Source organism: Inquilinus sp. KBS0705, assembly GCA_005938025.2.
In the GTDB taxonomy this organism is placed as follows: domain Bacteria; phylum Bacteroidota; class Bacteroidia; order Sphingobacteriales; family Sphingobacteriaceae; genus Mucilaginibacter.
The window spans coordinates 1,803,667-1,828,152 of sequence record VCCI02000001.1 but is presented as its reverse complement, the minus strand read 5'-3'; the positions used below and the strand labels follow the sequence as shown (position 1 = coordinate 1,828,152).

Sequence of the window (24,486 nt, the reverse complement as noted above, 5' to 3'; positions counted from 1 at the left end):
ATTAAATGAAAGCGATACAAGCCAAATATTATGTATTAACAGCCGTATTACTGGTTGTTATGTTACTGGGCTTGTTCTTCGCAAGGTCCTATGTCAAATCATACCTTCGGCATGATTATGCACCTGCTGACGAACCTGTAATTGCGGTGTTTAACAAAATAATGCAGCCCAATGCAATTGCAATGGCGCATTACAAGGTTGTATGGAAAAATGCTGCGACATGGTCTGACAAAAGCGGGTTAGACAGCGCTATAGCCAATAACGACATCCTCATCACTATCGAAACCTGGCCAACAAGCAAATTTGATACTGACAATGTATTGGTAGAAGTTTTAAAAGGCGCTTTTAATGGCAAAATAAGCCAACTGGCTGCCTTAATAAATAAAAGCGATCACCAGGTTTATGTACGCTACGACCCGGATATGGAAGTCCCGGCCAGCGAGTTTCCGTGGCAGTTCCAGTCGCCCGATACTTATAACCGGTCTTTTAACTATTTTGCCCAAAAGGTAAAGCAACAAGCGCCTAAAGTGAAAATAGTTTGGGGCCCGTCGGGATATCCCGGTGATACCGAATACTGGCCGGGTAATAAATGGGTAGATGTGGCCAGTATTACTTTAGGCAGTAAATCAGAAAAAACCACCGACGCTTACCCCAAAGCTAAAAGTATCCCCGAAATGCTAAGGGCTAAGTTGCATCGCTTGCGTTTTATCGACAAACCTGTTTTAATAATCGGGTCTGATACGCTTTCAAAAACAAACTTTAAAATGCAATGGCTGGTAAACGAGGCGGCCTATATGGCTAAATACAGCGACGTAGTTTACTCGCCTGCAAATTATGCCGATACTGCTAAGACAAAGCCATCCCGCGACTATTTAAGACTTGGGGCGTTCGATCTTAATAAGCGGTTGATAGGCCAGAAGAGTATTAATGTTGAGCATATATTTACCGACTTTGGCGAAGTGCAGCGCGGAGATTTTGAAAAGAAATTCCGCGAGATCATCAACCGCCATCACGAGGCGATTGTTACGATGGAACCATGGCGTGATACCAGCGGAAAGGCAGACAACAACTTATCGCAAAACATTGTAAACGGCCGGTACGATGAAGTGATAAAAAAGTTGTTTGGCATTATAGCTACTACACAACAAACCGTTTACCTGCGCTGGATGCATGAAATGGAGATACCCATTCACCGTTATGCCTGGCAAAGCCAGGATCCCGTAGCCTATATTAAGGCATACCGCTACTTTATGCAATTTGAAGGTGGCCCGGCCAAAAACGTTAAAAAGGTGTGGGGGCCGGCAGGCGATAGGGGATCAATAGACTTTTGGCCCGGCGATGATGTGGTGGACTTTATTAGCATAGCCATATATGGCTTACCTGATAAAAATATAACTGACCCCAAAAAGCAAGAACCCTTTAGCCGCATATTTAACCGCAAATATTTTAGGATGCGCTTTTCGGATAAACCAATATTTATCACCGAATTTGGTGTAAAAGGCCCCGAAAGCTACCAGGACGGCTGGCTTGCTAATGCCGCTAAAACCATTAAGGCCAACCCTCATGTTTTTGGTATTTGTTATTTTAACCTGTATGACAACCCAAAGGCCTGGGGTAATATAAAAGCACCCGATTGGAGCATAACCCCACGATCAATGAATAAGTTTTCGGGCTTATTAAAGTAGCTTAGGTTGTATTGCATTGTGGTAAATATAAGGTTGATCTGGTTTAAATGACCCGCATACCTATATCATTTTGTAATGTTATTGTGACCCTGATAAAAATGGATAGTGCAGTGTTTTAATTACCTGAAAAACATTTATATTGTGCTTACAAATAACCTAAATTACTGTAAAGCAAATGTTTAAAAATTTACCGCTTAAAAGGGCTGTTACCGCTTTTTTAATAGCTTTTTATGCCTTTAACCTGAATGCACAAACCACTAAAAAACCCGAAGATAACCGTTTTACCAAAGTGGTTTTGGCGCAGGGCGTTGAAGAACCTATGCAATTTCAGATAATGAAGGATGGCAGGGTAATTTATGCGGAGCGGAAGGGGAAAATTAAGGTTTATGACCCTGCAACTAATAAGATAAGTGTAATAGGGGAGTTTGCAGTAAGTACCAAGTATGTAAGCAAAAAAGGTGAGGTAAGTGAAGGAGAAGATGGTTTACAGGGCGTAATTTTAGACCCTGATTATGACACTAACCATTGGATATACGTTTATTATGCACCGGCTGGCAACGTGGCCAAAAACTCGTTAGAGCGCTATATGTGGCTGGGTAAAGAGATACTGAAAGATACAAAAACAACTATACTGGATGTACCCACTCAGCGCGAAGAGTGCTGCCACGTAGGTGGGGGTATGTTGTTTGATAAAGATAAAAACCTGTACTTGAGCACAGGAGATAACACTTTCTCGAGGGCGTCAGACGGGTTTTCGCCTTTGGATGAGCGCCCGGGCATGTCGCCGGAGGATTCACAAAAATCATCGTCGAACACAAACGACCTAAGGGGTAAGATACTGCGTATTCATCCGCAGCCCAATGGCTCATACACTATACCGCAAGGCAACCTTTTTGCACCCGGCACGCCTAATACCCGCCCCGAAATTTATACCATGGGCAACCGTAACCCATGGAGGCTTACTATTGATAGTAAAACTGGCTGGTTATACTGGGGCGAAGTTGGCCCTGATGGTTCAAAGGATGATTTTGAAAAACGTGGCCCGCAATCGTACGATGAGTTTAACCAGGCTAAAAAGCCCGGTAATTATGGCTGGCCATACTTTGTGGGGGATAATAAAGCGTACCGTAAATATGATTTTGCTACCAAGCAATCCGGCGATTTTTTTGACGCGGCAAAGCCTATAAATAATTCGCCTAATAGCAGTGGTTTAAAAGAGCTGCCGCCCGCTACTCCTGCCTTTATATGGTATGCAAAAGGTATAAGCACGCAGTTTCCCTTGTTGGAGAGTGGGGGTAACAGTGCGGTTGGCGGCCCTATTTATCACCGTGCCGATTTTAAAGACCCTAAACGGCCTTTCCCTGATTATTATGAGGGTAAATGGCTAATAACCGATTGGGTGCGTGGCTGGATAAATGTTGTAGAGATAGGCGACAATGGTGAATATAAATCGATGGAGCGCTTTTTGCCTGACCTGCGACTGCGTGGCCCCATTGATATGAAATTTGGCCCCGAAGGCGACCTTTATGTATTAGAGTATGGAAATGGTTACTTCAGGAACAATCCCGAAGCTGAATTAATACGAATAGAATATAGCGGCGGTAACCGTAAGCCACAGGTACAGGCATCAGCCAATAAAGTTGCCGGAGCACTGCCTTTAAAAGTTAACCTTTCATCGGCCGGATCAAAAGATTTTGACGACGGCGATGTGTTAACCTATCAATGGAAAATAACCAAAGGCGGTAAGCTGTATAAAACATTAAAAGAGGAAAACCCATTATTAACACTTTCATCGGCGGGTACCTATAAAGTCACCCTTACCGTAAGCGATTTGAAAGGGGCCAGCAATAGCAAGTCGGTTACTATAAAGGCAGGTAACGAACCGCCTGTGGTTAAGGTAAATATTACATCAGGTAATAGTAGTTTCTATTTTCCTGGTAAAAGTGTTGGCTATAAGGTAGCTGTAACTGATAAAGAGGATGGTAGCCTGGCTAATAAGCGTATTGCGCCATCGCTGGTGTCGGTAAGTGCCAATTACCTTTCTGAGGGGTATAATTTAACTGCTATAGCCCAAAAACAACAAGGGGTTGATGCCACTGCCAAGTACGCAGCGGGTATGGCGCTGATAACAAAAAGCGACTGTAAATCGTGCCACTCGGTAAAGGATAAAGTGCTTGGGCCATCGTTTACCGCGGTAGCAAAAAAATATAAGAACGACCCTAACGCAATTGCACTGTTATCAAAAAAGATCAAAACGGGCGGATCTGGTAATTGGGGCGACGCACAAATGCCTGCACACCCGGCTTTGTCAAATAACGACCTGAGCAGTATTGTTAAATATATTATGAGCCTGGGCACTCCGCAAAAGGCGCAAAAATCTATGCCGGTAACGGGTACCTATGTTACCGCTGTGCCCAAAGGCGAAAATCAAAACGGTAGCTTTATACTGCGGGCCGCATATACCGATAAAGGGACAAAGGCGGCAGGCCCATTGATGGGCGAAAATATTGTAATATTACGCGGTACAGTAGTGCCGGTAGCACAGGTTAGCGAGGCTAAAGATATGGTATATAACCGCGATAGTACGGTAGCCGTGGTGAAAAACCCAGGCGCATATTTAAAGTTTAACCAACTTGACCTTACTGATATTAAAACTATTGAATTGATGTTATTGCCAAGGGGCAGGGCTACAGACCCGCCCGGCACTGTTGAGGTGCATTCTGGTACTGCTGATGGTAAGTTGTTAGCATCTTTTACAGGTAGTTATATAAACTTGCAAAGTGTAAAATTGAACTTAACCGGTGCCCAGGGCATTAACGATGTATTTATTGTATTTACAGGCACACCCTTGCGACTAAATAATATAAAGTTTAGTGACGAATAGCAAAGCTTCCCAAAAGCAAAAAAGCTCAGCCATTATTGGCTGAGCTTTTTTTATAGCATAAAATCAATATTATAAATAAGATTGCAATAACCTCGATTTTGAATTAGAACGCAGGCGCAATAGTGCCTTGTCTTTAATCTGACGGACACGTTCGCGGGTTAGCTGGTACTTTTCGCCTATTTCTTCTAAAGAGTGGGCGGCTATGTTATTTAAGCCAAAGAACAATATCAATACTTGTTTTTCTCTGTCAGCTAATATATTTAACGAACGTTTTATTTCTTGTGTAAGCGAATCGGTCATCAGTTCGCTATCGGTATCAGCTTCTGAATTTTGCAGTACATCCAATAAAGTGTTTTCTTCGCCTGTAATAAAAGGCGCGTCAACAGAAACGTGTCTGCCGGCGTTTGATAACGAATCGGATATTTTTTCGACAGTTGTTTCCAGCTCGGTAGCCAATTCTTCGGGCGTAGGCGGGCGCTCAAACTGTTGCTCTAACTTAGATGAAGAGTTGCGTATTTTGTTTAACGAACCTATTTGGTTAAGCGGTAAGCGCACAATGCGGCTTTGCTCGGCCACAGCAGTTAAGATTGATTGGCGTATCCACCAAACGGCGTATGATATAAATTTAAAACCCTTAGTCTCATCAAAACGTCCGGCGGCTTTTATCAGGCCTAAATTACCTTCGTTTATCAAATCGCCAAGGGTAAGGCCCTGATTTTGGTATTGTTTAGCAACCGATACCACAAAACGAAGGTTGGCTTTTGTAAGTCGCTCTAAAGCAGCCTGGTCACCTTCGCGTATTTTTTGAGTTAAAATAACTTCCTCCTGCGCCGTTATCAGATCTACTTTGCCTATCTCTGTTAAATATTTATCTAATGATTGCGACTCGCGGTTGGTGATGGATTGGGTTATCTTTAATTGCCTCATGTTTTGCAAAGATAATCAAACAATTGTGTATAGCGTGTAATTCTTTTATATGAGTGATCAGCATAGGTGTTGCGGCACATCAAATATATTCACATTACTAAGTCAGCGCTGTGTCATCACTAAATTATTCGCGGTTTTTTTAAAATGTTTTAAAAGTTGGCTCGTCTGCTTAAGTAACGAAACACACAACTCATGGAAAACAATTACTTAATGTTAAACACCTACATGCCTGCAGCCAGTGCTGTAGCAGTAGACCAGGAAAAAGAGGTGGCCATACTTTTTCTGGATATCCGCAATTTTACAGGGCTTATGGAATCGCAGCCCGGTCAATCGGTGATACAGTTAGTAAGGCGTTTATATACCGCCTTTAATCAAATTGTAAAAAATACGCAGGGCAGGGTGATAGAGATTGCCGGCGATAATCTTTATGCCGTTTTTGGTTTGCAAAGTAACCTGCGCCAGGCGGTAAATAATGCTTACCAGGCTGCAAAGCTTATGTTTCAGACCGTAGATATCTTTAATGATGCCTATACAACTTTTAATAATGATCCTTTAGAGATAGGTGTTGGGTTACATGCAGGTAAAGTATTTGTAAGTGAATTTGGTTTAGATGGGCCGGCGCAATTATCAGTAATGGGGCTTCCTGTAAATATTGCGGCCAGGCTGCAAGCCAAAACCAAGGAACTGAATAATGATTTGCTAATGTCTGAATACGCCTATCAAATGCTTGAGTCGCATCCTACTGCGCTTATTAAGCAAACGACAAATTTACAGGGAATATCGCAGGGGCAACAAGTACGTTTGGCAGGTAAACCTTATAATAATAATTACTCCTTAACAGGTTTGCAGTTTAATATGGATTACTTATTAGCGATATCAGGATGAGTTATTATTATTGGTTGTCGGGGATAAAATTTACCTGGTTCTCTTCAAAAACTACATACACGCGTTGCCACGGGGCATCGTCAACAAGTTTCCATTTATGGGCTGTGCCGGTGATATCCATGGCTATTAGTAATTCGCCTGGTTTTAAAATAAATGTTTCGCCGGGCAGGGTCTCAAACTCTAAGGTGCCCGATAACGAAATAACATATTGAGTAGTAGGGGCGTTGTGCCAATCGTAAAATGAGTGCGGCGGCGACTCCTGAAACCTGATGTGCGACGCTTGGCTTAACACACCCTCGTTAACGGTTCCGGTTTCTACGTGCGAATGCCCGTCGGCACCTGTATATAATCTGTATGCTTTTATCATTGTTCATTTGCTTTCTGTAAGCTTTTGTTTAGGCAATGTTCGCTATAAATTCTCACGCTGTAAATAAAAAAGCCTGCAATTATTAATCGCAGGCTTTTTTGTGGAGCCGGAGGGATTCGAACCCTCGTCCAAACATGGTATAAGATAAGCTTTCTACATGCTTAGCTGTTATTTAATTGTAGGGACTAGGGAAGGTTAACCGCTTACCTGTACCTTAATCCTTAGGTGCTTTGTTTCGCCTGCTTACCACACCTTTAAGCAGGCTATTTCCGTTTTTCGATGCCCCGGTTGCCGATCCAACAGAACAGAAAACCGGCGGGACAAAAGCTATGCTAATTCTAAATTAGGCAGCTAAGGCGTAGTTATTTTCGCCATTTGTAAGTTTGAGCGTTCAGATTTAAGCGCTAATTCACCCAACGCGCTGCATGCTTACCTATTTATCTCCATCCTGTCAATTCCGGTCGACCCCATTTTGTAAGTCTTAAGTCCGAAGTGTTAAGTTCTGAGTTAAACCAGTACAAATATACAAATTTAATGCCGTTTCAGCCCTGACTTTCGACTTATTACTTTTGACTTAAGACTTTATAATTCCCGACCCGGGTATTCCTGTAAACCTTTTTCCAGGCATTCCATAGCTTTGCCCAGGTCATCGTTGTTTAGTACATATGCCATTCGTACTTCATTTTGGCCTGCTCCGGGCGTGCTGTAAAAGCCGGTTGCGGGTGCCATCATTACCGTTTGGTTATTGTAGCTAAAGCTCTCCAGCATCCATTGGCAAAACTTATCGGCATTATCAATCGGGAATCGGGCAACCACATAAAATGCACCACCCGGGTTAGGGCAATATACACCCTCCATCTTGTTAAGCGCATTTACCAAAGTATCGCGACGTAGGGTATATTCGTGACTAACAGCTTCAAAATAGCTATCAGGTGTATCCACAGCCGCTTCGCCAGCAATTTGCTCAACCATGCCCGGCGATAGCCTTGCCTGCGCAAATTTTAACCCAGCTGCAATAACAGCCTTGTTTTTGGTAATAAGGCAGCCTAAGCGTGCACCACAAGCACTATAACGCTTGCTTACAGTGTCCATCACAATTACGTTTTCGTCCAACCCCTCAAGGTGCATGGGCGATATAAAATTGCGGCCGTCGTAACAAAATTCGCGGTAAGCTTCGTCACTAAACAGGTACAAGTCGTATTTTAAAGCCAGTTCCTTTAATGCATCCAGTTCCGCCTGCGAGTATAGGTAGCCGGTAGGGTTATTAGGGTTGCAAATAATGATGGCCTTGGTTTTAGGGGTGATCAGCTTTTCAAACTCGCTTATAGGCGGTAACGCAAAGCCATTATCAATGTATGATAAAATGGGTTTTACTACTACATCTGTTTGGTTGGCAAAGCCATTGTAGTTGGCATAAAATGGTTCAGGTATTATTACTTCGTCGCCATCATCCAGGCAACTCATCATGGCAATGGTAATAGCTTCCGATCCGCCGGTGGTTACAATAATGTTTTCGGGGGTGATGTTATAGCCTAACTTGTTATAGTATTCGGTTAGTTTTTTACGGTAACTTAAAGTACCCTCGCTGGGAGTGTAGGCCCATACCTTAAAATCAATATTTTTAATGGCATTAAGCATGCTTTCGGGCGTTTCAATATCCGGCTGGCCAATATTAAGGTGATATACTTTTTTACCTTCCAGCTTAGCTTTATCGGCAAATGGGGTTAGTTTACGTATAGGCGATGCGGGCATTCGCTGCCCTTTTTGCGAAATTTTTGGCATGGGGCAAAATTAGTAAAAAAAACAGCCCATAAAAAAAGGCATCTGCAAGGATGCCTTTTTAATTATTTATGCTTTGTTAAAGCTATTACTTGCTCGATGCCGCCGGTTTGGCAACTACCTCGCCCACAATATTTAAATACTTGGTAGGCGTTTTAGCATTTGATGTTACCACAATGGTTTTGTTAAATGCCGAGGCTACCGCCGCGTTATAAGTGATCTTAATAGATCCTTTAGCGCCTTTTAAAACCGGGGTTTTAGTGTAATCGGCAATGGTGCAACCGCAGGTAGGCCTTACTTCAGTAAGTATAAGTGGCTCGGTACCAACGTTGGTAAATTCAAAAATTGTAGTAACAGGTGTGCCTTGTGGTATTTTACCAAAGTCGTGTTTTTCTTCGTTAAATTTAAACTCGGCTTTTTGGTCGTCTTGTGCAGAAGCGGTAAAAGCAAAGCCTAAAATTACGGTGCAGATCAATATTAATTTTTTCATAGTTGCGTGTTTGATTATTACAAATATAAAAGGTTTAACCTAAAATCAAAACTATTGTAAAAACTCGGCGTTTTATATGTACCATTACTAAAACCGAATAGAATTTTATAATTTTACCGCCTAATCAAATATAATATGCCCGAAACTGCATTACACACTGGCAATACCACAAATGCTGCCGAACTCAGTTTTGACGATTTCAGAAAAATTGTTATCGGCGACTACCGTGTTGGCTTTGAAAGCCGACAGGCCAGTCTGATAGGCAGGAGGGAAGTGCTTACAGGTAAGGCTAAGTTTGGCATTTTTGGCGATGGTAAGGAAGTTGCGCAATTGGCTATGGCCAAGGCTTTTAAAAATGGCGACTGGCGTGCAGGCTACTACCGCGACCAAACTTTTATGTTTGCTACCGGCATGAGCAATTTGAAGGAGTTTTTCGCTCAGTTATATGCCAACCCCGATGTTGAAAAAGACCCCGCATCGGCAGGCAGGCAAATGAATTGCCACTATGCCACCCGTTATGTAAACGAAGATGGCAGTTGGGCAAACCAGGCTGAAACCATGAATTGCGGGGCCGATATATCTACCACAGGCGGGCACATGCCACGCTTGCTGGGTTTAGCTTACGCATCAAAACTATACCGCCAAAATAAAGAACTGGCCTACTTAAAGAATTTTTCGGTTAACGGTAACGAGGTTGCTTTTGGCACCATCGGTAACGGTTCAACATCCGAGGGGTTATTTTTTGAGACATTTAATGCTGCCGGTGTGCTGCAGGTGCCTATGGCTATCTCTATATGGGATGATGCCTACGCTATATCGGTACCGGCAAGGCTGCAAACTACCAAAGAGGATATATCCGAGGTTTTAAAGGGCTTTCAACGCGATAGTAAAGGCAAGGGATACGAGATATTTAAAGTGCGCGGATGGGATTATGTAGCCCTTTGCGAAACTTACGAGCGTGCCATTAAAATATGCCGCGAAGAGCATGTACCGGTAATGATACACGTTACCGAAATGACCCAGCCGCAGGGCCACTCTACATCAGGTTCGCACGAGCGTTACAAGTCGAAAGACAGGCTTGCCTGGGAAGAAGAACATGATTGCCTGCTGCAAATGCGCAAATGGATGATAGAATCGGCTATTGCTACTGCCGAGGAAATTGACAAGTTGGAAGCAGCGGCAAAAAAGCATGTGCGTGATTGCCAGCGCGAAGCCTGGAGCGATCTGGAAAACGAGATAAAAGCCGAAATGGAGCAAACCGTGCAGGTTATTTACCGCATGGCCCAGGTATCGGCGCATGCCAACGAATTACAAAGTCTGATCACATCCTTAGAAAGCTGCATAGATCCGGGCCGTAAAGACACCATTACTACCATACGCAAGGCATTGCGTTTAACCATAAACGAGAATACCCACGAAAGACAAGCGCTTGTTGATCTGCTAAATGCCGAGAACGTTAAGAACAAGGAACGCTTTAATTCCAAACTGTTTACAGGTACGCCGCAATCGCCTTTATATGTGAAGGTTGTAGCCGCCACTTATGACGATGATGCCAAAGTAATGGATGGCCGCGAGGTATTAAATGCCTGCTTTGATGCCAATTTTGAGCGCGATAAAAGCATTGTTGCCTTTGGCGAAGATGTGGGTGCTATAGGCGATGTAAACCAAGGCTTTGCAGGCTTGCAAAGCAAGTATACCGACCTGCGTATTACCGATACCGGCATACGCGAAGCAACCATTATAGGGCAGGGCATGGGCCTTGCTATGCGTGGCTTAAGGCCAATTGCCGAAATTCAATACTTAGATTACCTGCTGTATTCTATCACTGTTTTAAGCGACGACTTAGCCAGCTTGAGCTACCGCACGCTTGGCGGGCAAAAGGCACCGCTTATTGTGCGCACACGCGGCCACAGGTTAGAGGGCATATGGCACTCGGGATCGCCGCTTGGTTTTATATTGAACTCGCTTAGGGGGATGCATATTTGCGTGCCACGTAACATGACCCAAGCTGCCGGTATGTACAATACGCTTTTGCGCGGCGACGAACCCGCCTTGGTGATAGAAAGCCTTAACGGTTACCGTATTAAGGAGAAGCTGCCGGCCAATATAGGTGAGTTTACCGTACCCTTAGGTAAGGCCGAGATACTAAGGGAAGGTACCGATGTTACAGTTATCAGCTATGGCTCAACCCTGCGTATAGTGATGGAGAGTGCCGAAGAGTTAGCCAAAATGGGTATGAACATTGAGGTGATAGACCCGCAAACCCTTTATCCGTTTGATACAGAGAATGTTTGTGGTAACTCCTTACGTAAAACCAATAAGCTATTAATAGTAGACGAAGACCTGCCGGGTGGTGGTTCGGCGTTTATACTGCAAAAGATACTGGAGGTGCAAAACGGCTACTATGCGCTTGACGCTCAGCCTAAAACGCTTTCGGCTGCCGAGCACAGGCCACCTTATGGCTCAGACGGTGATTACTTTAGCAAGCCATCGCACGATGATGTGATAGAGGCGGTTTACAAGATGATGAGCGAAGCCAACCCGGGTAAATATCCGGCGATATTTTAGGCAAAATCAAAGTTCATAAAAAATAAAAAAGCCCGGTGAGTAAATGCTGATCGGGTTTTTTGTTGTATAATTTAGGCCATTACATCCTTAAGGTAACTTTTTGTTTTTTTTTGCGATTTTTTACTGCTTTAGCTATAGCTGTTTTCGTTTTTTTTGTTGCCCGCCTGTTCACTAATATAAAATTATTTTTCACCTAAATGCAATTTATTTTGCATTCGCGCAGCACCGAAATACCCGGGACCGGTTTTTTGAAAAGAGCACGGGTAGTGACAAAACAGTGTCACAACTATTTTAAATATTAATACCGACCTTTGATAGGTTGGTCTCCAAACGGAAAAATTCAATTATTGATGATGAAAAAATTTACATTTATGGTATGCCTGTTGATCTTGTGTATGACAGGCAGCGCTTTGGCACAAAGTAATAACCAAATGGTAAGATTAGCGAAAATTCAGGTTGACCCTGCCCTGTTAGACCAGTATAACGCGGCACTTAAAGAGCAGATGACCACGGCGGTAAAAACCGAGCCTGGTGTGTTAACCTATTACGCGGTAGCGGATAAGACTGATCCGTCGCACATTACCATTTTAGAGGTATATGCCGATACCGCCGCGTACAAGGCACATATAGAAACACCGCACTTTAAAAAGTACAAGGCCATCGTTCAAAACATGGTCAAGTCGCTGGTGTTAGAAGATGTAGACATTATTGGCGTAGCCAAAAAGCCGCATATGTAAATTTCAAATTGGTGGAATTACCTTCGTTCGGAAGATTAAAATATTGCAGGGAAGGTGCGATTCCTTCCCTGGGGAAGGAGGAGGTAGGGGTTAATCAAGGCGTTGAGTCCAATTATAACTATTGCTCATATGAACCCCTCCCTGCCTTTACGCTCATTTCTAACCGCACCCCTCCCCGGGGAGGGAATTAAAAAGCTTCGAATAGCTGTAGAGTTTTCGCCAATAAACCAAGGAGATCAATCCTCAACCAATTTCCCTTCTGCAAATCTATTGATCATCATGGCGGCAACAGTATCGCCGGTCGCGTTTAGCAGGGTAGCAATGGGGTCTATCAGGGTGCCAATAATTATAGCAGGTGGTAATGCTTCAGGCGGGAAGCCATAAGCCGAGATAAATAGCAGCTCGCCTATATAACCGCCGTTAGGGATGCCGCCCTCAACCATACTTACTAAAACTGTCATCCCCAAAGCCAGCAGTATAACCTGCGGACTGTCAAACCCTTTGCCAAACATGGCAAACACTACGGCCATTTTTAATATGGAGGATATGCTGGAGCCATCTTTATGTAGGGTGCCCCCAAGCGGTATAGTTACCCCGGCAATTACATCACTAATGCCCATTTTTTTGGCGGCATCTAAATTGGCCGGTATTGTGGCAATACTGCTGCAGGTTGCCACCGCAGTAGCCGAAGGGATGATGTTATTTTTCCAGTAGCGTTTAATGCCGGTTACGCCGCCTGCAATAAAGGCATATAGGCTATAAAATACAGCGTATAAAAACAAGCTAACACCATAACCAATACCCAGTGTATGGGCATAGGTGCCAAACAGGCTTGGCCCAAAAACAGCCACCTGGTAAGCAAAGTAAGCACCCAGGCCAATTGGCCCTGCTTTCATGATAATGACAAATACTTGTTTAAAAACCTCGTTGCCCGAATTTAAAAAACCGGTGAATGCTTTGCCTTTGTCGCCCGCCCTTAATGCGCCAAAACCTACCAGTATGGCAAAAATGATCATGGCCAGCATGTTTTTACGGGATAGCAGGTTAAAGAACTCGCTGGTGGTAAATAGCTGTGTAACGGCATCGCCGGTTAACTTTTTACCCGCCTCTGCTGTGGTGCCGGCGGTGGCTGTAGTTACTGTGGCACCCAAAGGAAATATCCACAGTGCGATAATGGTTAATATTGCCGCTACTATAATAGTACCCAAAAAAACGCCCGCCATAATACCCATTATACGGCTTAGCTTTTGTGTGCCTTGCAGGTTGGCTATGGCAGACGAAATAGCAAAGAAAACAAGTGGGATAACAGCCACAAATAACAGGTTCAGGAAAATATCGCCGATGGGTTTTAGTATTTCGGCCCTTTCGCCCAGCACAACGCCGGCAATACTGCCAATAATAATGCCCGTTAACAGCCAAATTATCCCGCTATAATTTTTTATCCAGTTATTCATACGCTATAGGCCGGTTAATGGCGCCCGTGAAATTAAATAATTTTATTGCATTAAATAGCGGGCAGGGGCGAATGCCTGTTCTGAAAATTATAATTCCCTCCCTGGGGAGGGGTGCGGTTAGCAATGAGCGTAAAGGCAGGGAGGGGTTTAAATGAGCGACGGTTAATAGCTGAACGCCTGGTTTAACCCCTACCTCCTCCTTCCCCAGGGAAGGAATCGCACATCCGCTGCACCTATTGGTAAAATTGTTATCTGAAAAGGACGGGTCTTGTTTGAGCTAAAAAAAAATTGTTACTGACAACACCAGCAGAGGCTGTTTCTTTCGGTCAAAATCCCTAATTTCGCAGCCATATTAAAACACCTATGGATACTACATTTTCAGCAATCGCCGATAACATAAAAAAACGCCGCACTATTAAACCCTCTACCATGAATGGTAATAAAATACCTAATGGCCACATAGCATCAATATTGGAGCTTGCGGACTGGGCACCCAACCATGGCAATACCGAACCATGGCGTTTTATAGTTTTTGAAGAACCATCTGTTTATTGCGCGCAACATGCCGAATTATACAAAGCGGCTAACCCCGGCGAAAGCTTTAACCCAACTGTTTATACCAACTTAACCAACCAGGGCAATAACTCGTCGCACGTGGTAATAGCTTACCAAAAGCGTGGCGCGCTGCCTAAGATACCTGTATTTGAAGAGGTGATAGCAGCATCGTGCGCGGTGCAAAACCTGTTATTAGGTGCTACAGCCCTTAATATCGGCGCTTTTTGGAGCACAGGTGGTATGGTGTTAAAACCGGCATATGCCCAGCACTTTGGCTTAGGCGAAGAGGATAGCATACTGGGTGTTTTATTTTTAGGTTATACCGACGTACAGCCCGAAGGTAAACGCAACATTCCTGTTGAGGATAAAATTGTTTGGCATAAATAAGCACCGGGGGTTAATAAACTTTTAAAGTATATAATGAGCAAAGGGGAGGATGGTAACATTTTCCCCTTTTTGTTTGGATAAATGGTTAGTGTTATTTAACTTTACTGAAATAATATTTCATTTAAGTATATCGTTAGATTGTCGTGACAATAAAAGCGGGTAATTTTCGTATATTTGTTCTACTAATCACAATTAGTTCCAGTAAATAAACCCTAAATCTGCGGTACCTTTTTAATTGATTATTGTATTAAACCCAAATAATTATGAGAAAACACTTGTGGTGGATTTTTGGCGCAATGTTGCTGTTTTCAGTATCTGTTATCAGCTGGAGACCGGCTGGTGCCAACAAATCAAATAACAAAAGCATTACACATACATTAACTGCTAAAGAAGTGTTTACGCAGTATGTATCAAATATATATCAAACAGCCAACCTGCAACAAACCGGGCTGGATGTTGCGGTATTTCAAAAAGCGGTTACCGGCTACTTAAACCTTAAATTGGCTAATAAACTACCTGCCAATAGCAATATTATCACCGTTATTGATTTTAACCGATCGAGCCGCGAAAAGCGCATGTGGATTGTTGATATGCTGAACAAAACCCTGGTATTAAACACATGGGTAGCGCACGGGCAGGGCAGTGGCGATGATATGGCCAACCGCTTTAGCAACAATAACGAGTCGCACCAAAGCAGCCTGGGTTTTTACCTTACGGATGATGTATATATAGGCAAACACGGCCAATCGTTACGATTGGATGGTTTGGATAATGGCATTAACAGTGCTGCACGTGCCCGTGGTATAGTGGTACACGCTGCAGATTATGTATGCCAAAATACCATTAACCAAATTGGCCGCTTAGGCCGCAGCTTTGGTTGCCCTGCTATATCGCCAGAGGTTGCACAAACGGTTATCAATACCATTAAAGGCAAAACAATGCTATTTATTAATGGTAACGATGCCCGCTATAGATCTAATTTGCTTGACGAAACCGCACCTGAGAAGTACATAATGCCCGACTCTGCATTAACCGCAGATTCTACAACAATGGCAAAGCTTTAATTATATAACGCTTACAAAAAAGCCCGTTAACAGTTAATGTTAACGGGCTTTTCTTTTTAGTAATGTGCTGTAATTACAAGGCGGCTATTTGGCTGCTGGTTGGTAAAAACTTTTGCAGGTGGCCATACAATACCACATCTAAACCATAAACATCCGGGCGAAACTGGATGGTGCCGCTTTCGTCGGCCCAGCAGGTAACATAGGTAATGTATACCGGTACTTTTTTAGGTAGGGCTATGTCAGTAGGTTTGTCATTATTCTCGCTCATATCCTTCACAATGGTGTCGTAGGTTTCACCGGCACCAAATAGGGATTGTGCCAGATCCTGTGGTTTCTCTAAACGTACACAACCGTGGCTTACAGCACGTACTGTTAATCCGAAAGCACTTTTTGCAGGGGTATCGTGCAGGTAAACGCTGCTTTTGTTAGGGAACAGGAATTTGATCTTACCTAACGAGTTATCGTCGCCGGGGCGTTGTTTAAATTCGTATTTATCAGCTGTAGCATCGGCCCATTTAATGGTTTCAGGGTCGTCTACCTTTTTGCCATTTTGGTACACATCTATACCTTTATTTGAAAGGTAGTAAGGGTCTTTTTGGGCTTCAACGATGATTTCTTTAGTAGCAATACTGTTAGGAATGTTCCATACCGGGTTTACCTGCGCCTCGTATATCATACTGTTTAGCTGCGGGGTTTCGCGGGTAAAGGGGCGGTCAACTTTATCGCTTTCGTCATATTCAACAAGGGTATTGGCATTATCGGTGTTACGGCCTTCGCCCACACAAACTTTCATGTTCAGGGTCGATTTGCCGTTCTCCATCACATCTAAGCGATAGTCGGGTATGTTCACTATTACATACTTAGGTTGCGTTGGTTTGTTTTTCCAGCGCAGGCGCTCCAGGTTAACCACTAAATAACGGGTGGTTTCTTCTTTGCTCATGCCCGGCGCAGTGCTGCCTGTAACCAGTGCCTTTTGCAGGGCAAGGTATTGCGGGTCTTTAGGCTGTATGCTATCCAGGTACTGCTTCATATCTTTTATATAGAATATTTTTGACATGCTTGCACTATCGGGGCGCAGGGTTTCGGTAAAGTAACGTGCGTATATTTTACGCGGACTAACCATACCATACTGCAACGCGTTTGAATAGTTTATCAGCGAGTTGGCTGTTAATATCTCCAGTTTTGCAATATCATGGTAAGCCTCATCTAAGGTTTTTATCCCTTTTTTATCCTGGAATTTATCAACCAAAGCTTTTATCTGGTCGGCTTTAAACATTTTGGGATCAAGGCCGTGCTGGCTCACTTTTTCAAAATAGTTGGCAGTTAAATCAACATCACCATTAAAAATATGATCCATTACAAAAGCCGGGTCATAATCGTTTTGCTCGTAGTAAGCGGTTATTAGCTGCGGGTTATCCATTTTAGATCGCTCTTCAACCAAAACCTTTTTAAAAACTTCGGCGAGGCCTTCGGGTGTTACATCTTTAAAAACCTTGTTTTTGGTTTTCAGGTAAAGCTGGTTGCCCATGTCTGACCGGCTTTTTTTCTTACAGCTTTGGAAAGTTAGGGTAAAGGCCGAAAGAAGTACAATGAGGGGTAGTAAAAGAATTCTTTTCATATTTGAGTGTATCGGTATTTAATATTATAAATTTGGTTTACACATAACAATACCTATACCACAAATAGTTTTACACACTTAAAGCACATGGCAACTAACCAACCCGAAGTATGGCTGCGCGGCCCTTTAAGTAACATGCCCGCTTTGCTGCAACCTGTTGCGCACGCGCTATTACAGGCGCGTGAAGAACTGACGGCACTTATGCAAGGCTTTCCGGATGAGTTGTTATATCAAAAGGTTGCGGGAATGGCATCGCCGGCTTTCCATTTGCAGCACTTAACCGGCGTACTCGACAGGTTATTTACTTATGCACGTGCCGAGGTTTTAACCCCCGGGCAATTAAGCTACCTGTCGGCAGAGGGTAAACCGACCAATAAAATATACACAGTTACCGAATTAGTTAGCAATTTTAACACGCAGATTGATGCGGCATTATTACAGTTAAGCAAAGCTGATGAAGCCACCTTAACCCAATTTAGGGGCGTAGGCCGGGCGCAGTTGCCATCAACCGTGTTGGGCCTTTATGTGCACAGCGCCGAGCACACTATGCGGCATTTGGGCCAATTGATAGTTACGGTAAAGGTGCTGATGAGCGAATGATTGTTATTGTGCGATGATACGCTCAATCTCGCTATAATCCGTACCGCGGTAGGTTACCTCGGCATCAGGGTGTTTGCTTTCCGGATCGAACAGAAAAGTTTCAATACCCAGCTCTTTAGCAAACTTTATCTCAGATTTTGGGTCGTCGCCAATTACCAGTACATCGCCAAGGGCATAGCCATTCTCCTGCATTATTTTGTTAAATATATCCCCCTTGGTTTGGTCCGATTCTTCGGGGTCTACCACATAAACCTGCTTAAAATCAGCGGCAATATCCAGCATTTTTACCTTGCTCATTTGCAGCTTAGTAAAGCCTGTGGTCACCAAAAACTTATCAATGGCTATATTACGCAGCGTATCGTACTCATCATAAGGCTGCATAGGCAAATCGTAAGTGCAGTTTTTCAGCAGCTCAAGGCCCTTGGTTTTAAGCTCGTTGCTAAAGCCAAAATCATCTGCTACTTGCTGATAGGGGCGGCGGGTAAGCTCGTGCTTGGCCTCTTCGGCAGCCTGCCGGTCCTCTTCGGCCAACTCTTCATCTATCATGGTAAATAAGCGGCCAAACAGGTGGTCGGCTATCTGGCTAACCGGATATATGGTGTTGTCGAGGTCTAAAATTAAAACGCGTTTCATTATTAACAATTAAGGTAAAAGCTGCCCTGTTGGTTCGGTTATTTTTCGCTTTTGTATAACACAAAATAGCCGGCAGCGGTAGCAAAGCTTAAAACGCCAAGCAACCACCAAAGCAAATTAAAACCACCATAGGCTATAACCTGGCTCCCCAAAGCTGGTGCCAAAATTTGCGCCGCCGACCACGACATGGTATACAATGCAGCATATTGCCCGCGGTTATAATCGTTTGTGCGGGCTATCCAGTAAGCATTCATAAAAGGCATGCTCATTATTTCGCCCAGAGTTATAATTACTACTACCAATACCGCTGTAGCCACACCGGCCGGTAAAATGTTAAGCAATACAAAGCCTATGCCTGCTATAATAACCCCACTTGTTATATAGATAAGCCCGTGCCTTTTGCGCTCCAGGTAGTGTATCAGTACCATTTCTACGGCTACTATCAGCAAACCATTTAAAGCCAGCAACAAACCTATCAGGCGTTCGCTGAAGTGCCATTTAAGGCGGTAAAACACCGGTTCCATAATAAAAAACTGGAAAAAGCACAAGCCAAACAGGGTAGATAAAAGAATGAACATCATGTAGGCCCCATCCTTATACGGCGATGCTACCTTTACATTTTTATCTTTTACTACCTCGCTTTTTTTAATAACCGAGCGGGGCATCAGCTTTAGTAATATCAGCGCGGCTATAATGTTGGTGCAGCCATCTACCCAAAACAAATAACTGTAACTAAACGATGCCAGTACCCCACCCAGGCCACCACCAAAGGCCCAGCCAAGGTTTACGGCCAAACGGTTGAGCGAGTAGGAGCGGGTTTTATTTTCAGGCGTGCTGTAATGCGCCACCGCTGTTGAGTTTGCCGGGCGAAAGGCCTCGTTGCAAAAGCTTAATAAAAATGTACCTATAGCCAAGGTAATAAATGTATGCTGATAACCTAATAGAATAAACAGCAGGCCACCGCTTAGCAGGGTGCCTATCTGCAAATCGTAAAAGCCAAAGCGGTCAATCAGTTTACCGCCTGCAAAAGCACCCAGTATTGAGCCCACACCAAACAAGGCCATAATAAACCCTGCCTGCGTAATGCTAAAGCCCAGTTTTTCTACACAATAAAGGCTTAAGTAAGGCACTACCATAGTACCACTGCGGTTTATCAGCATTACCAGGCTAAGGTACCAGCTGTTAGGCGATAAGCCGCGGTAGGCGTTTTTATAAAGGCTGAATATCGACACGGTTTAGGGGTGTAAGGGTTTAAAATCAAAAATAGGATTTGAGATTTACTGTTTGCATTTTAATGCAGGAAAATATCATAAATTTAATAATCAAACCACACCGCGATGACCGTTACCGAAATAATGACCGAACTGCAGGAAAAAGGCAGCGACAGCATTAAAAAGATATTGCTGAAACATGGTGTTAAGGAGCCCTTTTTTGGTGTAAAGGTGGAGTATTTAAAACCGATACAAAAGAAGATAAAAAAGGACTACCAGCTGGCGAAAGATCTGTTTGCCACCGGCAATGCCGATGCCATGTACCTGGCCGGATTGATTGCCGACGATGCCAAAATGACCACAGACGACCTGCAAACCTGGGCGGAGCATGCCACATCTAACAACATTAGCGAGTATACCGTACCATGGGTAGCCGCTGGTAACCCCAACGGCTTTGAACTGGCGCTAAAATGGATCGATAGCCCTGTTGAACATGTTGCCGCTACAGGATGGGCCACTCTAAGTAATCTGGTGGCACTGCAACCCAATAACGAGTTGGATATGGAAAAATTGAAAAGCCTATTGCAACGCGCCGAGTTGGATATCAAACACAGCGAAGACAGGGTTTGCTACCACATGAACAACTATGTTATTTGTGTGGGCAGTTACGTAGCTGCTTTAGCTGACGAAGCCATGGCAATAGCTGGCAGAATAGGGGTGGTAACTGTTGATAAGCACGGCACAGCCTGCAAAGTACCCCTTGCTACCGATTATATTAAAAAGGTATGGGATAAACGTGGCGGCATTGCAACTAAAAAGAAAGAGGTGAAGTGTTAACGGTAGAGACGCATACCTTGCGTCTCGTTTGTTTGAATGCATATCAGAGACGCAAAGTATTGCGTCTCTACAGTTTTGAATTTCGGTTACGTAGCCAGTGGTCTGCTAAAACAAGGGCGGCCATCGCTTCAACAATTGGTACGGCGCGGGGTACTACACATGGGTCGTGGCGGCCTTTGCCCGATATTTCGGCGGCGTTACCTTCGCTGTTTATGGTTTGCTGGGCTTGCATAATGGTAGCAACCGGTTTAAAAGCCACCTTAAACTCAATAGGCATACCGTTGCTGATGCCCCCTTGTATACCACCCGAAAAATTGGTACGGGTGCCTACATCACCGGCAGCGTTTTTAATAAATATATCGTTATGCTCCGATCCGCGCATCTCGCTGCCGCTAAAACCCGAACCAAATTCAAAACCATGCACAGCATTAATGCTTAGCATCGCCTTGCCTAAGTCGGCATGCAGCTTATCAAACACGGGGTCTCCAAGGCCCACAGGGCAGTTTTTTACATAGCAGCTAACCTTGCCACCAACGGTATCGCCTTGTTTGCGTATATCGTCTATAAAGGCTATCATTTCTTCGGCAGTGGCCGGGTCGGCACAACGCACAATGTTTTTTTCGCGCTCGGCTATAAATTCGTTGGTATCCTCAATAAATACGTTCGGCGCATCTATACGGCCAACGCTGCTTACATGCGCAACAATTTCAATGCCTTGTGTTTTTAGCAATAGTTTGGCTATTGCCCCGGCTGCAACGCGCGCCGCGGTTTCGCGGGCAGACGAACGGCCGCCGCCACGATGATCGCGAATGCCGTATTTGGTTTGGTAGGTGTAATCGGCATGCGATGGGCGAAATACATCTACATTATGCCCGTAATCTTTAGATCGCTGATCTTCGTTAGGGATGATCATGGCGATAGGCGTACCGGTGGTTTTGCCTTCAAACGTGCCCGATAGTATCCTGAACTCGTCGCTCTCTTTACGCTGGGTGGTAATTTTTGATTGTCCCGGTTTGCGCTTGTCCAGCTCGCCCTGTATGTAATCCAGGTCTACCGTTAAGCCCGCGGGGCAGCCGTCGATAATTACGCCAATAGCCTCGCCATGCGATTCGCCAAATGTTGTTATCCTGAATAATTGACCGAATGAATTACCTGCCATACCCCCTAGCCCCCTAAAGGGGGATTTATTTGTTAAATGTATAAATTATTTTATTAAAGCACTTTTGCTCCCCCTTCAGGGGGATGGGGGGCAAACCCTACACTTTGCAGGTGTTGCCAAAACGCCGGGTACGATTTTTCTACCACATCGGCATCTTCTATCTCCACCTCGGGTATCACAGTTGCCAGCGGCGCAAAAGCCATGGCCATACGGTGGTCGTCGTAGGTGTTGATAAAAACCCGTTGCGGTAATTGCTTTTCGCTGCAATCCAGCTTATAAACCTGCCCTTTTTCTATCAGCTTAACGCCAATTTTTGCCAGTTCGGTTTGCAGGGCTAATATACGGTCGGTTTCTTTAATTTTTAAGGTTTCCAGCCCGGTAAATGTCGCGTCGTGGCCCAATACGGCGCAAACCACAACAACGGTTTGTGCCAGGTCGGGGCATTCCTTCATATCAAATATCTTACGATAGATGGGCTTTACCTCTTTGGTTAAATACACGCCGCCATCCTTAAACTGTGATGTGATGCCAAAGTTGGCCATTATCTCGGTTATTACACTATCGCCCTGCAAGCTGTATGAGGTAAGGCCGGGTAAAAATAGTTCGGCTTCATCGCTTAAAGCGGCTATAGCATACCAGTACGATGCCGCGCTCCAGTCAGGTTCCACATGCAGCGATGTATCTGCAAAATCCTGATGTGATATGGAAATGACATTATCGGCCCAGGTGTGCTGTATATTTGCCTGCCTAAGCATAGCTAACGTCATTTCTACATACGGGCGCGAGGTTAGCTCGCCTTCGATGTGCAGGTCCAAACCAAAAGGCAGTTTGGCAGCGATGAGTAACAGGGCAGTAATATACTGACTGCTTATATTACCCTTAATACTGATCTTACGAGTTTGCTGCTCAAAACTACCTTTTAATTTGATAGGGGGGTACCCCTCATTTTCTTCATATTCAATATGGGCACCCAAACCTCGCAACGCGTCAACCAATATCCCTATCGGCCTTTGCTTCATCCTCTCGCTGCCTGTTAATATAATTTCCTGATGGCCTATGGCATAATATGCTGTTAAAAAACGCATAGCTGTACCGGCAGGGCCTATGTTTACAAGTCTTGAGTCTTGAGTCTGAAGTCTTGAGTCTGCAATTTCGTTCCCTATCTCTTCAACTTCATGTGCTTCATCTGTACCAACAACAACTTTAGGGCTTTCAACTTTCGACTCCCTGAGTATAGCTGCTAAAGTAACCGTATCGGCCGCGTCAGATATATTCTCAACCTTTACCTTGCCATCGCTCAGCGCCTCAATAACCAATGCACGGTTGCACTCGCTTTTTGAGCCGGTGAGCTGTACCGTGCCCGATACCGTTTTGCTTTGCTTACTTATAATGATATTATGCTTCATTTGAAAAATTGTTATGCCTCACCCTGCTGCCCTTTCCAAAGGAGAGGGTTATAAACTTTTTAATAGTCCCTCTCCTTTGGAGAGGGGTTGGGGAGAGGCTGCTTACGCATGTGTTAATTTTTCTGCCGCCTGGCCTGCTTCGCTTTTGTTCATTATCTCGGTCTGCTTGCGGATAGATTCGCTGTGCATCAGCTCAAGCAATTTTTCGGTAAACTCGGTGCTTAGTTTTAAAGCTTTGGCGTAGCTGGTACGTTTGTGCAATATCTCGTCCCAACGGTTAACCTGTAAAATGGTAATGTTGTTATCCTTTTTGTAGTTGCCTATTTTCTCTACTATCTGCATACGCTCGGCCATTTTTTGGATAACCAGGTCGTCAATTTTATCAATCTGGCTGCGCAGTTCGTGCAGTTTATCATTCAACACCACATCTTTAACCTCGGGCTTGCGTAGGGCCAGGTTATCAATAATGTTTGCTAAGGCAGCCGGGGTAACCTGCTGTGCAGCATCGGTCCAGGCAACGGTAGGGTCGATATGTGATTCGATCATCAAGCCCTGCATATCCAGATCCAATGCCTTTTGCGATATGTAACCAATCAGGTCGCGGTTGCCGGTAATGTGGCTTGGGTCGTTAATAATAGGCAGATGTGGTGCAAGGGTTTTCAGGCCGATGGCAAGGTCCCACATCGGTTCGTTACGGAAAGCTGATTTTTCGTATGATGAAAAACCGCGGTGAATAGCCGCCAGCTTAGTGATACCGGCATTGTTAATACGCTCTAAAGCGCCAACCCATAAAGACAGATCGGGGTTAACCGGGTTTTTAACCATTACGGGTACATCCACACCACGCAGCGCGTCGGCAATTTCCTGTACAGTAAAAGGGTTAACGGTTGAGCGTGCACCTACCCAAAGGATATCTACACCTGCTTTTAAAGCTTCTTCTACGTGTTTAGCGGTAGCTACTTCAACAGCGGTTGGCAAACCTGTTTCTTCTTTAGCGCGGTTTAACCACTCTAAACCAATGCTGCCAATACCTTCAAATTCTCCGGGGCGGGTGCGTGGTTTCCAGATGCCAGCGCGCAGCGCGCTAATTTTACCTGTTTTAGCTAATAAATGCGCGGTGGCAACTAACTGGTCCTCCGTTTCGGCACTGCAAGGGCCGGCAATTACAAGGGGCTGTTTACCGGTTTTGTTTATCCAGTTGTTAAGGGGTTCTATGTTTAAATTAAGTTTCATATCGTTG

The 24,486-nt window shown here is 44.3% G+C and carries 20 protein-coding genes and 1 other RNA gene; 9 read left to right on the top strand and 12 right to left on the bottom strand.

Annotated features, from left to right (window positions below; all coding sequences use genetic code 11):
• Positions 1 to 5: 5 nt before the first annotated feature.
• Positions 6 to 1,685: a hypothetical protein gene (locus FFF34_008025; protein TSD67328.1), complete on the top strand. Its 1,680-nt coding sequence runs from the start codon at positions 6 to 8 to the stop codon at positions 1,683 to 1,685.
• A gap of 175 nt (positions 1,686 to 1,860) precedes the next feature.
• A complete protein-coding gene (locus FFF34_008020; protein ID TSD67327.1) occupies positions 1,861 to 4,569 on the top strand; it encodes a PKD domain-containing protein in 2,709 nt (902 codons plus the stop codon).
• 69 nt (positions 4,570 to 4,638) lie between these two features.
• On the opposite strand, the gene FFF34_008015 is transcribed toward FFF34_008020, so the two are convergent.
• Positions 4,639 to 5,496 (bottom strand): sigma-70 family RNA polymerase sigma factor, encoded by an 858-nt coding sequence (locus FFF34_008015; GenBank protein TSD67326.1) that lies wholly within the window; start codon positions 5,494 to 5,496, stop codon positions 4,639 to 4,641.
• A gap of 192 nt (positions 5,497 to 5,688) precedes the next feature.
• Between FFF34_008015 and FFF34_008010 the strand changes: the two genes are divergently transcribed.
• Entirely contained in the window at positions 5,689 to 6,381 is a 693-nt protein-coding gene (locus FFF34_008010; GenBank protein TSD67325.1) for an adenylate/guanylate cyclase domain-containing protein, read from the top strand.
• A 7-nt stretch (positions 6,382 to 6,388) separates the two neighbouring features.
• Here the strand turns inward: FFF34_008010 and FFF34_008005 are convergent, their stop codons facing one another.
• From FFF34_008005 to FFF34_007990, 4 genes are all read right to left on the bottom strand, one after another.
• On the bottom strand, positions 6,389 to 6,748 hold the full coding sequence (locus FFF34_008005) for a hypothetical protein (GenBank protein ID TSD67324.1): 360 nt from the start codon (positions 6,746 to 6,748) through the stop codon (positions 6,389 to 6,391).
• A 98-nt stretch (positions 6,749 to 6,846) separates the two neighbouring features.
• Positions 6,847 to 7,217: a transfer-messenger RNA gene (ssrA, locus tag FFF34_008000) on the bottom strand.
• A gap of 113 nt (positions 7,218 to 7,330) precedes the next feature.
• Entirely contained in the window at positions 7,331 to 8,530 is a 1,200-nt protein-coding gene (locus FFF34_007995) for a pyridoxal phosphate-dependent aminotransferase (protein TSD67323.1), read from the bottom strand.
• Positions 8,531 to 8,615: 85 nt separating this feature from the next.
• A complete protein-coding gene (locus FFF34_007990; protein TSD67322.1) occupies positions 8,616 to 9,017 on the bottom strand; it encodes a DUF1573 domain-containing protein in 402 nt (133 codons plus the stop codon).
• A gap of 135 nt (positions 9,018 to 9,152) precedes the next feature.
• Between FFF34_007990 and FFF34_007985 the strand changes: the two genes are divergently transcribed.
• Positions 9,153 to 11,585, top strand: a complete 2,433-nt coding sequence (locus tag FFF34_007985) for a transketolase (protein TSD67321.1) — start codon at positions 9,153 to 9,155, stop codon at positions 11,583 to 11,585.
• Between the two features lie 431 nt (positions 11,586 to 12,016).
• Positions 12,017 to 12,322, top strand: a complete 306-nt coding sequence (locus tag FFF34_007980; protein ID TSD67992.1) for an antibiotic biosynthesis monooxygenase — start codon at positions 12,017 to 12,019, stop codon at positions 12,320 to 12,322.
• A gap of 236 nt (positions 12,323 to 12,558) precedes the next feature.
• On the opposite strand, the gene FFF34_007975 is transcribed toward FFF34_007980, so the two are convergent.
• Positions 12,559 to 13,776 carry a dicarboxylate/amino acid:cation symporter gene (locus FFF34_007975; GenBank protein TSD67320.1) on the bottom strand — a complete coding sequence of 406 codons (1,218 nt, stop codon included), beginning with the start codon at positions 13,774 to 13,776 and terminating at the stop codon, positions 12,559 to 12,561.
• Positions 13,777 to 14,139: 363 nt separating this feature from the next.
• Between FFF34_007975 and FFF34_007970 the strand changes: the two genes are divergently transcribed.
• Complete coding sequence (locus FFF34_007970; GenBank protein ID TSD67319.1) at positions 14,140 to 14,718, top strand: nitroreductase; 579 nt, start codon at positions 14,140 to 14,142, stop codon at positions 14,716 to 14,718.
• Positions 14,719 to 14,981: 263 nt separating this feature from the next.
• Positions 14,982 to 15,782: a murein L,D-transpeptidase catalytic domain family protein gene (locus FFF34_007965; GenBank protein ID TSD67318.1), complete on the top strand. Its 801-nt coding sequence runs from the start codon at positions 14,982 to 14,984 to the stop codon at positions 15,780 to 15,782.
• A gap of 73 nt (positions 15,783 to 15,855) precedes the next feature.
• On the opposite strand, the gene FFF34_007960 is transcribed toward FFF34_007965, so the two are convergent.
• Complete coding sequence (locus FFF34_007960; protein TSD67317.1) at positions 15,856 to 17,400, bottom strand: L,D-transpeptidase family protein; 1,545 nt, start codon at positions 17,398 to 17,400, stop codon at positions 15,856 to 15,858.
• Positions 17,401 to 17,487: 87 nt separating this feature from the next.
• On the opposite strand from FFF34_007960, the gene FFF34_007955 reads away from it, so the two are divergent.
• Complete coding sequence (locus FFF34_007955) at positions 17,488 to 18,000, top strand: DinB family protein (GenBank protein ID TSD67316.1); 513 nt, start codon at positions 17,488 to 17,490, stop codon at positions 17,998 to 18,000.
• 3 nt (positions 18,001 to 18,003) lie between these two features.
• Here FFF34_007955 and FFF34_007950 read toward each other — a convergent pair whose 3' ends face one another.
• Together FFF34_007950 and FFF34_007945 are read right to left on the bottom strand one after the other, a co-directional pair.
• Entirely contained in the window at positions 18,004 to 18,633 is a 630-nt protein-coding gene (locus FFF34_007950; GenBank protein ID TSD67315.1) for an HAD family hydrolase, read from the bottom strand.
• 38 nt (positions 18,634 to 18,671) lie between these two features.
• Positions 18,672 to 19,793 (bottom strand): MFS transporter, encoded by a 1,122-nt coding sequence (locus FFF34_007945; GenBank protein TSD67991.1) that lies wholly within the window; start codon positions 19,791 to 19,793, stop codon positions 18,672 to 18,674.
• A 177-nt stretch (positions 19,794 to 19,970) separates the two neighbouring features.
• On the opposite strand from FFF34_007945, the gene FFF34_007940 reads away from it, so the two are divergent.
• Entirely contained in the window at positions 19,971 to 20,681 is a 711-nt protein-coding gene (locus FFF34_007940; GenBank protein ID TSD67314.1) for a DNA alkylation repair protein, read from the top strand.
• A 67-nt stretch (positions 20,682 to 20,748) separates the two neighbouring features.
• Here FFF34_007940 and aroC read toward each other — a convergent pair whose 3' ends face one another.
• From aroC to FFF34_007925, 3 genes are all read right to left on the bottom strand, one after another.
• Positions 20,749 to 21,840 (bottom strand): chorismate synthase, encoded by a 1,092-nt coding sequence (aroC, locus tag FFF34_007935; protein ID TSD67313.1) that lies wholly within the window; start codon positions 21,838 to 21,840, stop codon positions 20,749 to 20,751.
• A 53-nt stretch (positions 21,841 to 21,893) separates the two neighbouring features.
• Positions 21,894 to 23,246 (bottom strand): 3-phosphoshikimate 1-carboxyvinyltransferase, encoded by a 1,353-nt coding sequence (gene aroA / locus FFF34_007930; GenBank protein TSD67312.1) that lies wholly within the window; start codon positions 23,244 to 23,246, stop codon positions 21,894 to 21,896.
• A gap of 102 nt (positions 23,247 to 23,348) precedes the next feature.
• Entirely contained in the window at positions 23,349 to 24,479 is a 1,131-nt protein-coding gene (locus FFF34_007925; GenBank protein TSD67311.1) for a 3-deoxy-7-phosphoheptulonate synthase, read from the bottom strand.
• Positions 24,480 to 24,486: the final 7 nt, after the last annotated feature.

Excerpts from the sequence above, each read along its gene's own strand:
- FFF34_008025 (TSD67328.1), top strand. The coding sequence starts at position 6 with ATGAAAGCGATACAAGCCAAATATTATGTATTAACAGCCGTATTACTG.
- FFF34_008020 (TSD67327.1), top strand. The coding sequence starts at position 1,861 with ATGTTTAAAAATTTACCGCTTAAAAGGGCTGTTACCGCTTTTTTAATA.
- FFF34_008015 (TSD67326.1), bottom strand. The coding sequence starts at position 5,496 with ATGAGGCAATTAAAGATAACCCAATCCATCACCAACCGCGAGTCGCAA.
- FFF34_008010 (TSD67325.1), top strand. The coding sequence starts at position 5,689 with ATGGAAAACAATTACTTAATGTTAAACACCTACATGCCTGCAGCCAGT.
- FFF34_008005 (TSD67324.1), bottom strand. The coding sequence starts at position 6,748 with ATGATAAAAGCATACAGATTATATACAGGTGCCGACGGGCATTCGCAC.
- FFF34_007995 (TSD67323.1), bottom strand. The coding sequence starts at position 8,530 with ATGCCAAAAATTTCGCAAAAAGGGCAGCGAATGCCCGCATCGCCTATA.
- FFF34_007990 (TSD67322.1), bottom strand. The coding sequence starts at position 9,017 with ATGAAAAAATTAATATTGATCTGCACCGTAATTTTAGGCTTTGCTTTT.
- FFF34_007985 (TSD67321.1), top strand. The coding sequence starts at position 9,153 with ATGCCCGAAACTGCATTACACACTGGCAATACCACAAATGCTGCCGAA.
- FFF34_007980 (TSD67992.1), top strand. The coding sequence starts at position 12,017 with ATGGTAAGATTAGCGAAAATTCAGGTTGACCCTGCCCTGTTAGACCAG.
- FFF34_007975 (TSD67320.1), bottom strand. The coding sequence starts at position 13,776 with ATGAATAACTGGATAAAAAATTATAGCGGGATAATTTGGCTGTTAACG.
- FFF34_007970 (TSD67319.1), top strand. The coding sequence starts at position 14,140 with ATGGATACTACATTTTCAGCAATCGCCGATAACATAAAAAAACGCCGC.
- FFF34_007965 (TSD67318.1), top strand. The coding sequence starts at position 14,982 with ATGAGAAAACACTTGTGGTGGATTTTTGGCGCAATGTTGCTGTTTTCA.
- FFF34_007960 (TSD67317.1), bottom strand. The coding sequence starts at position 17,400 with ATGAAAAGAATTCTTTTACTACCCCTCATTGTACTTCTTTCGGCCTTT.
- FFF34_007955 (TSD67316.1), top strand. The coding sequence starts at position 17,488 with ATGGCAACTAACCAACCCGAAGTATGGCTGCGCGGCCCTTTAAGTAAC.
- FFF34_007950 (TSD67315.1), bottom strand. The coding sequence starts at position 18,633 with ATGAAACGCGTTTTAATTTTAGACCTCGACAACACCATATATCCGGTT.
- FFF34_007945 (TSD67991.1), bottom strand. The coding sequence starts at position 19,793 with ATGCTGATAAACCGCAGTGGTACTATGGTAGTGCCTTACTTAAGCCTT.
- FFF34_007940 (TSD67314.1), top strand. The coding sequence starts at position 19,971 with ATGACCGTTACCGAAATAATGACCGAACTGCAGGAAAAAGGCAGCGAC.
- aroC (TSD67313.1), bottom strand. The coding sequence starts at position 21,840 with ATGGCAGGTAATTCATTCGGTCAATTATTCAGGATAACAACATTTGGC.
- aroA (TSD67312.1), bottom strand. The coding sequence starts at position 23,246 with ATGAAGCATAATATCATTATAAGTAAGCAAAGCAAAACGGTATCGGGC.
- FFF34_007925 (TSD67311.1), bottom strand. The coding sequence starts at position 24,479 with ATGAAACTTAATTTAAACATAGAACCCCTTAACAACTGGATAAACAAA.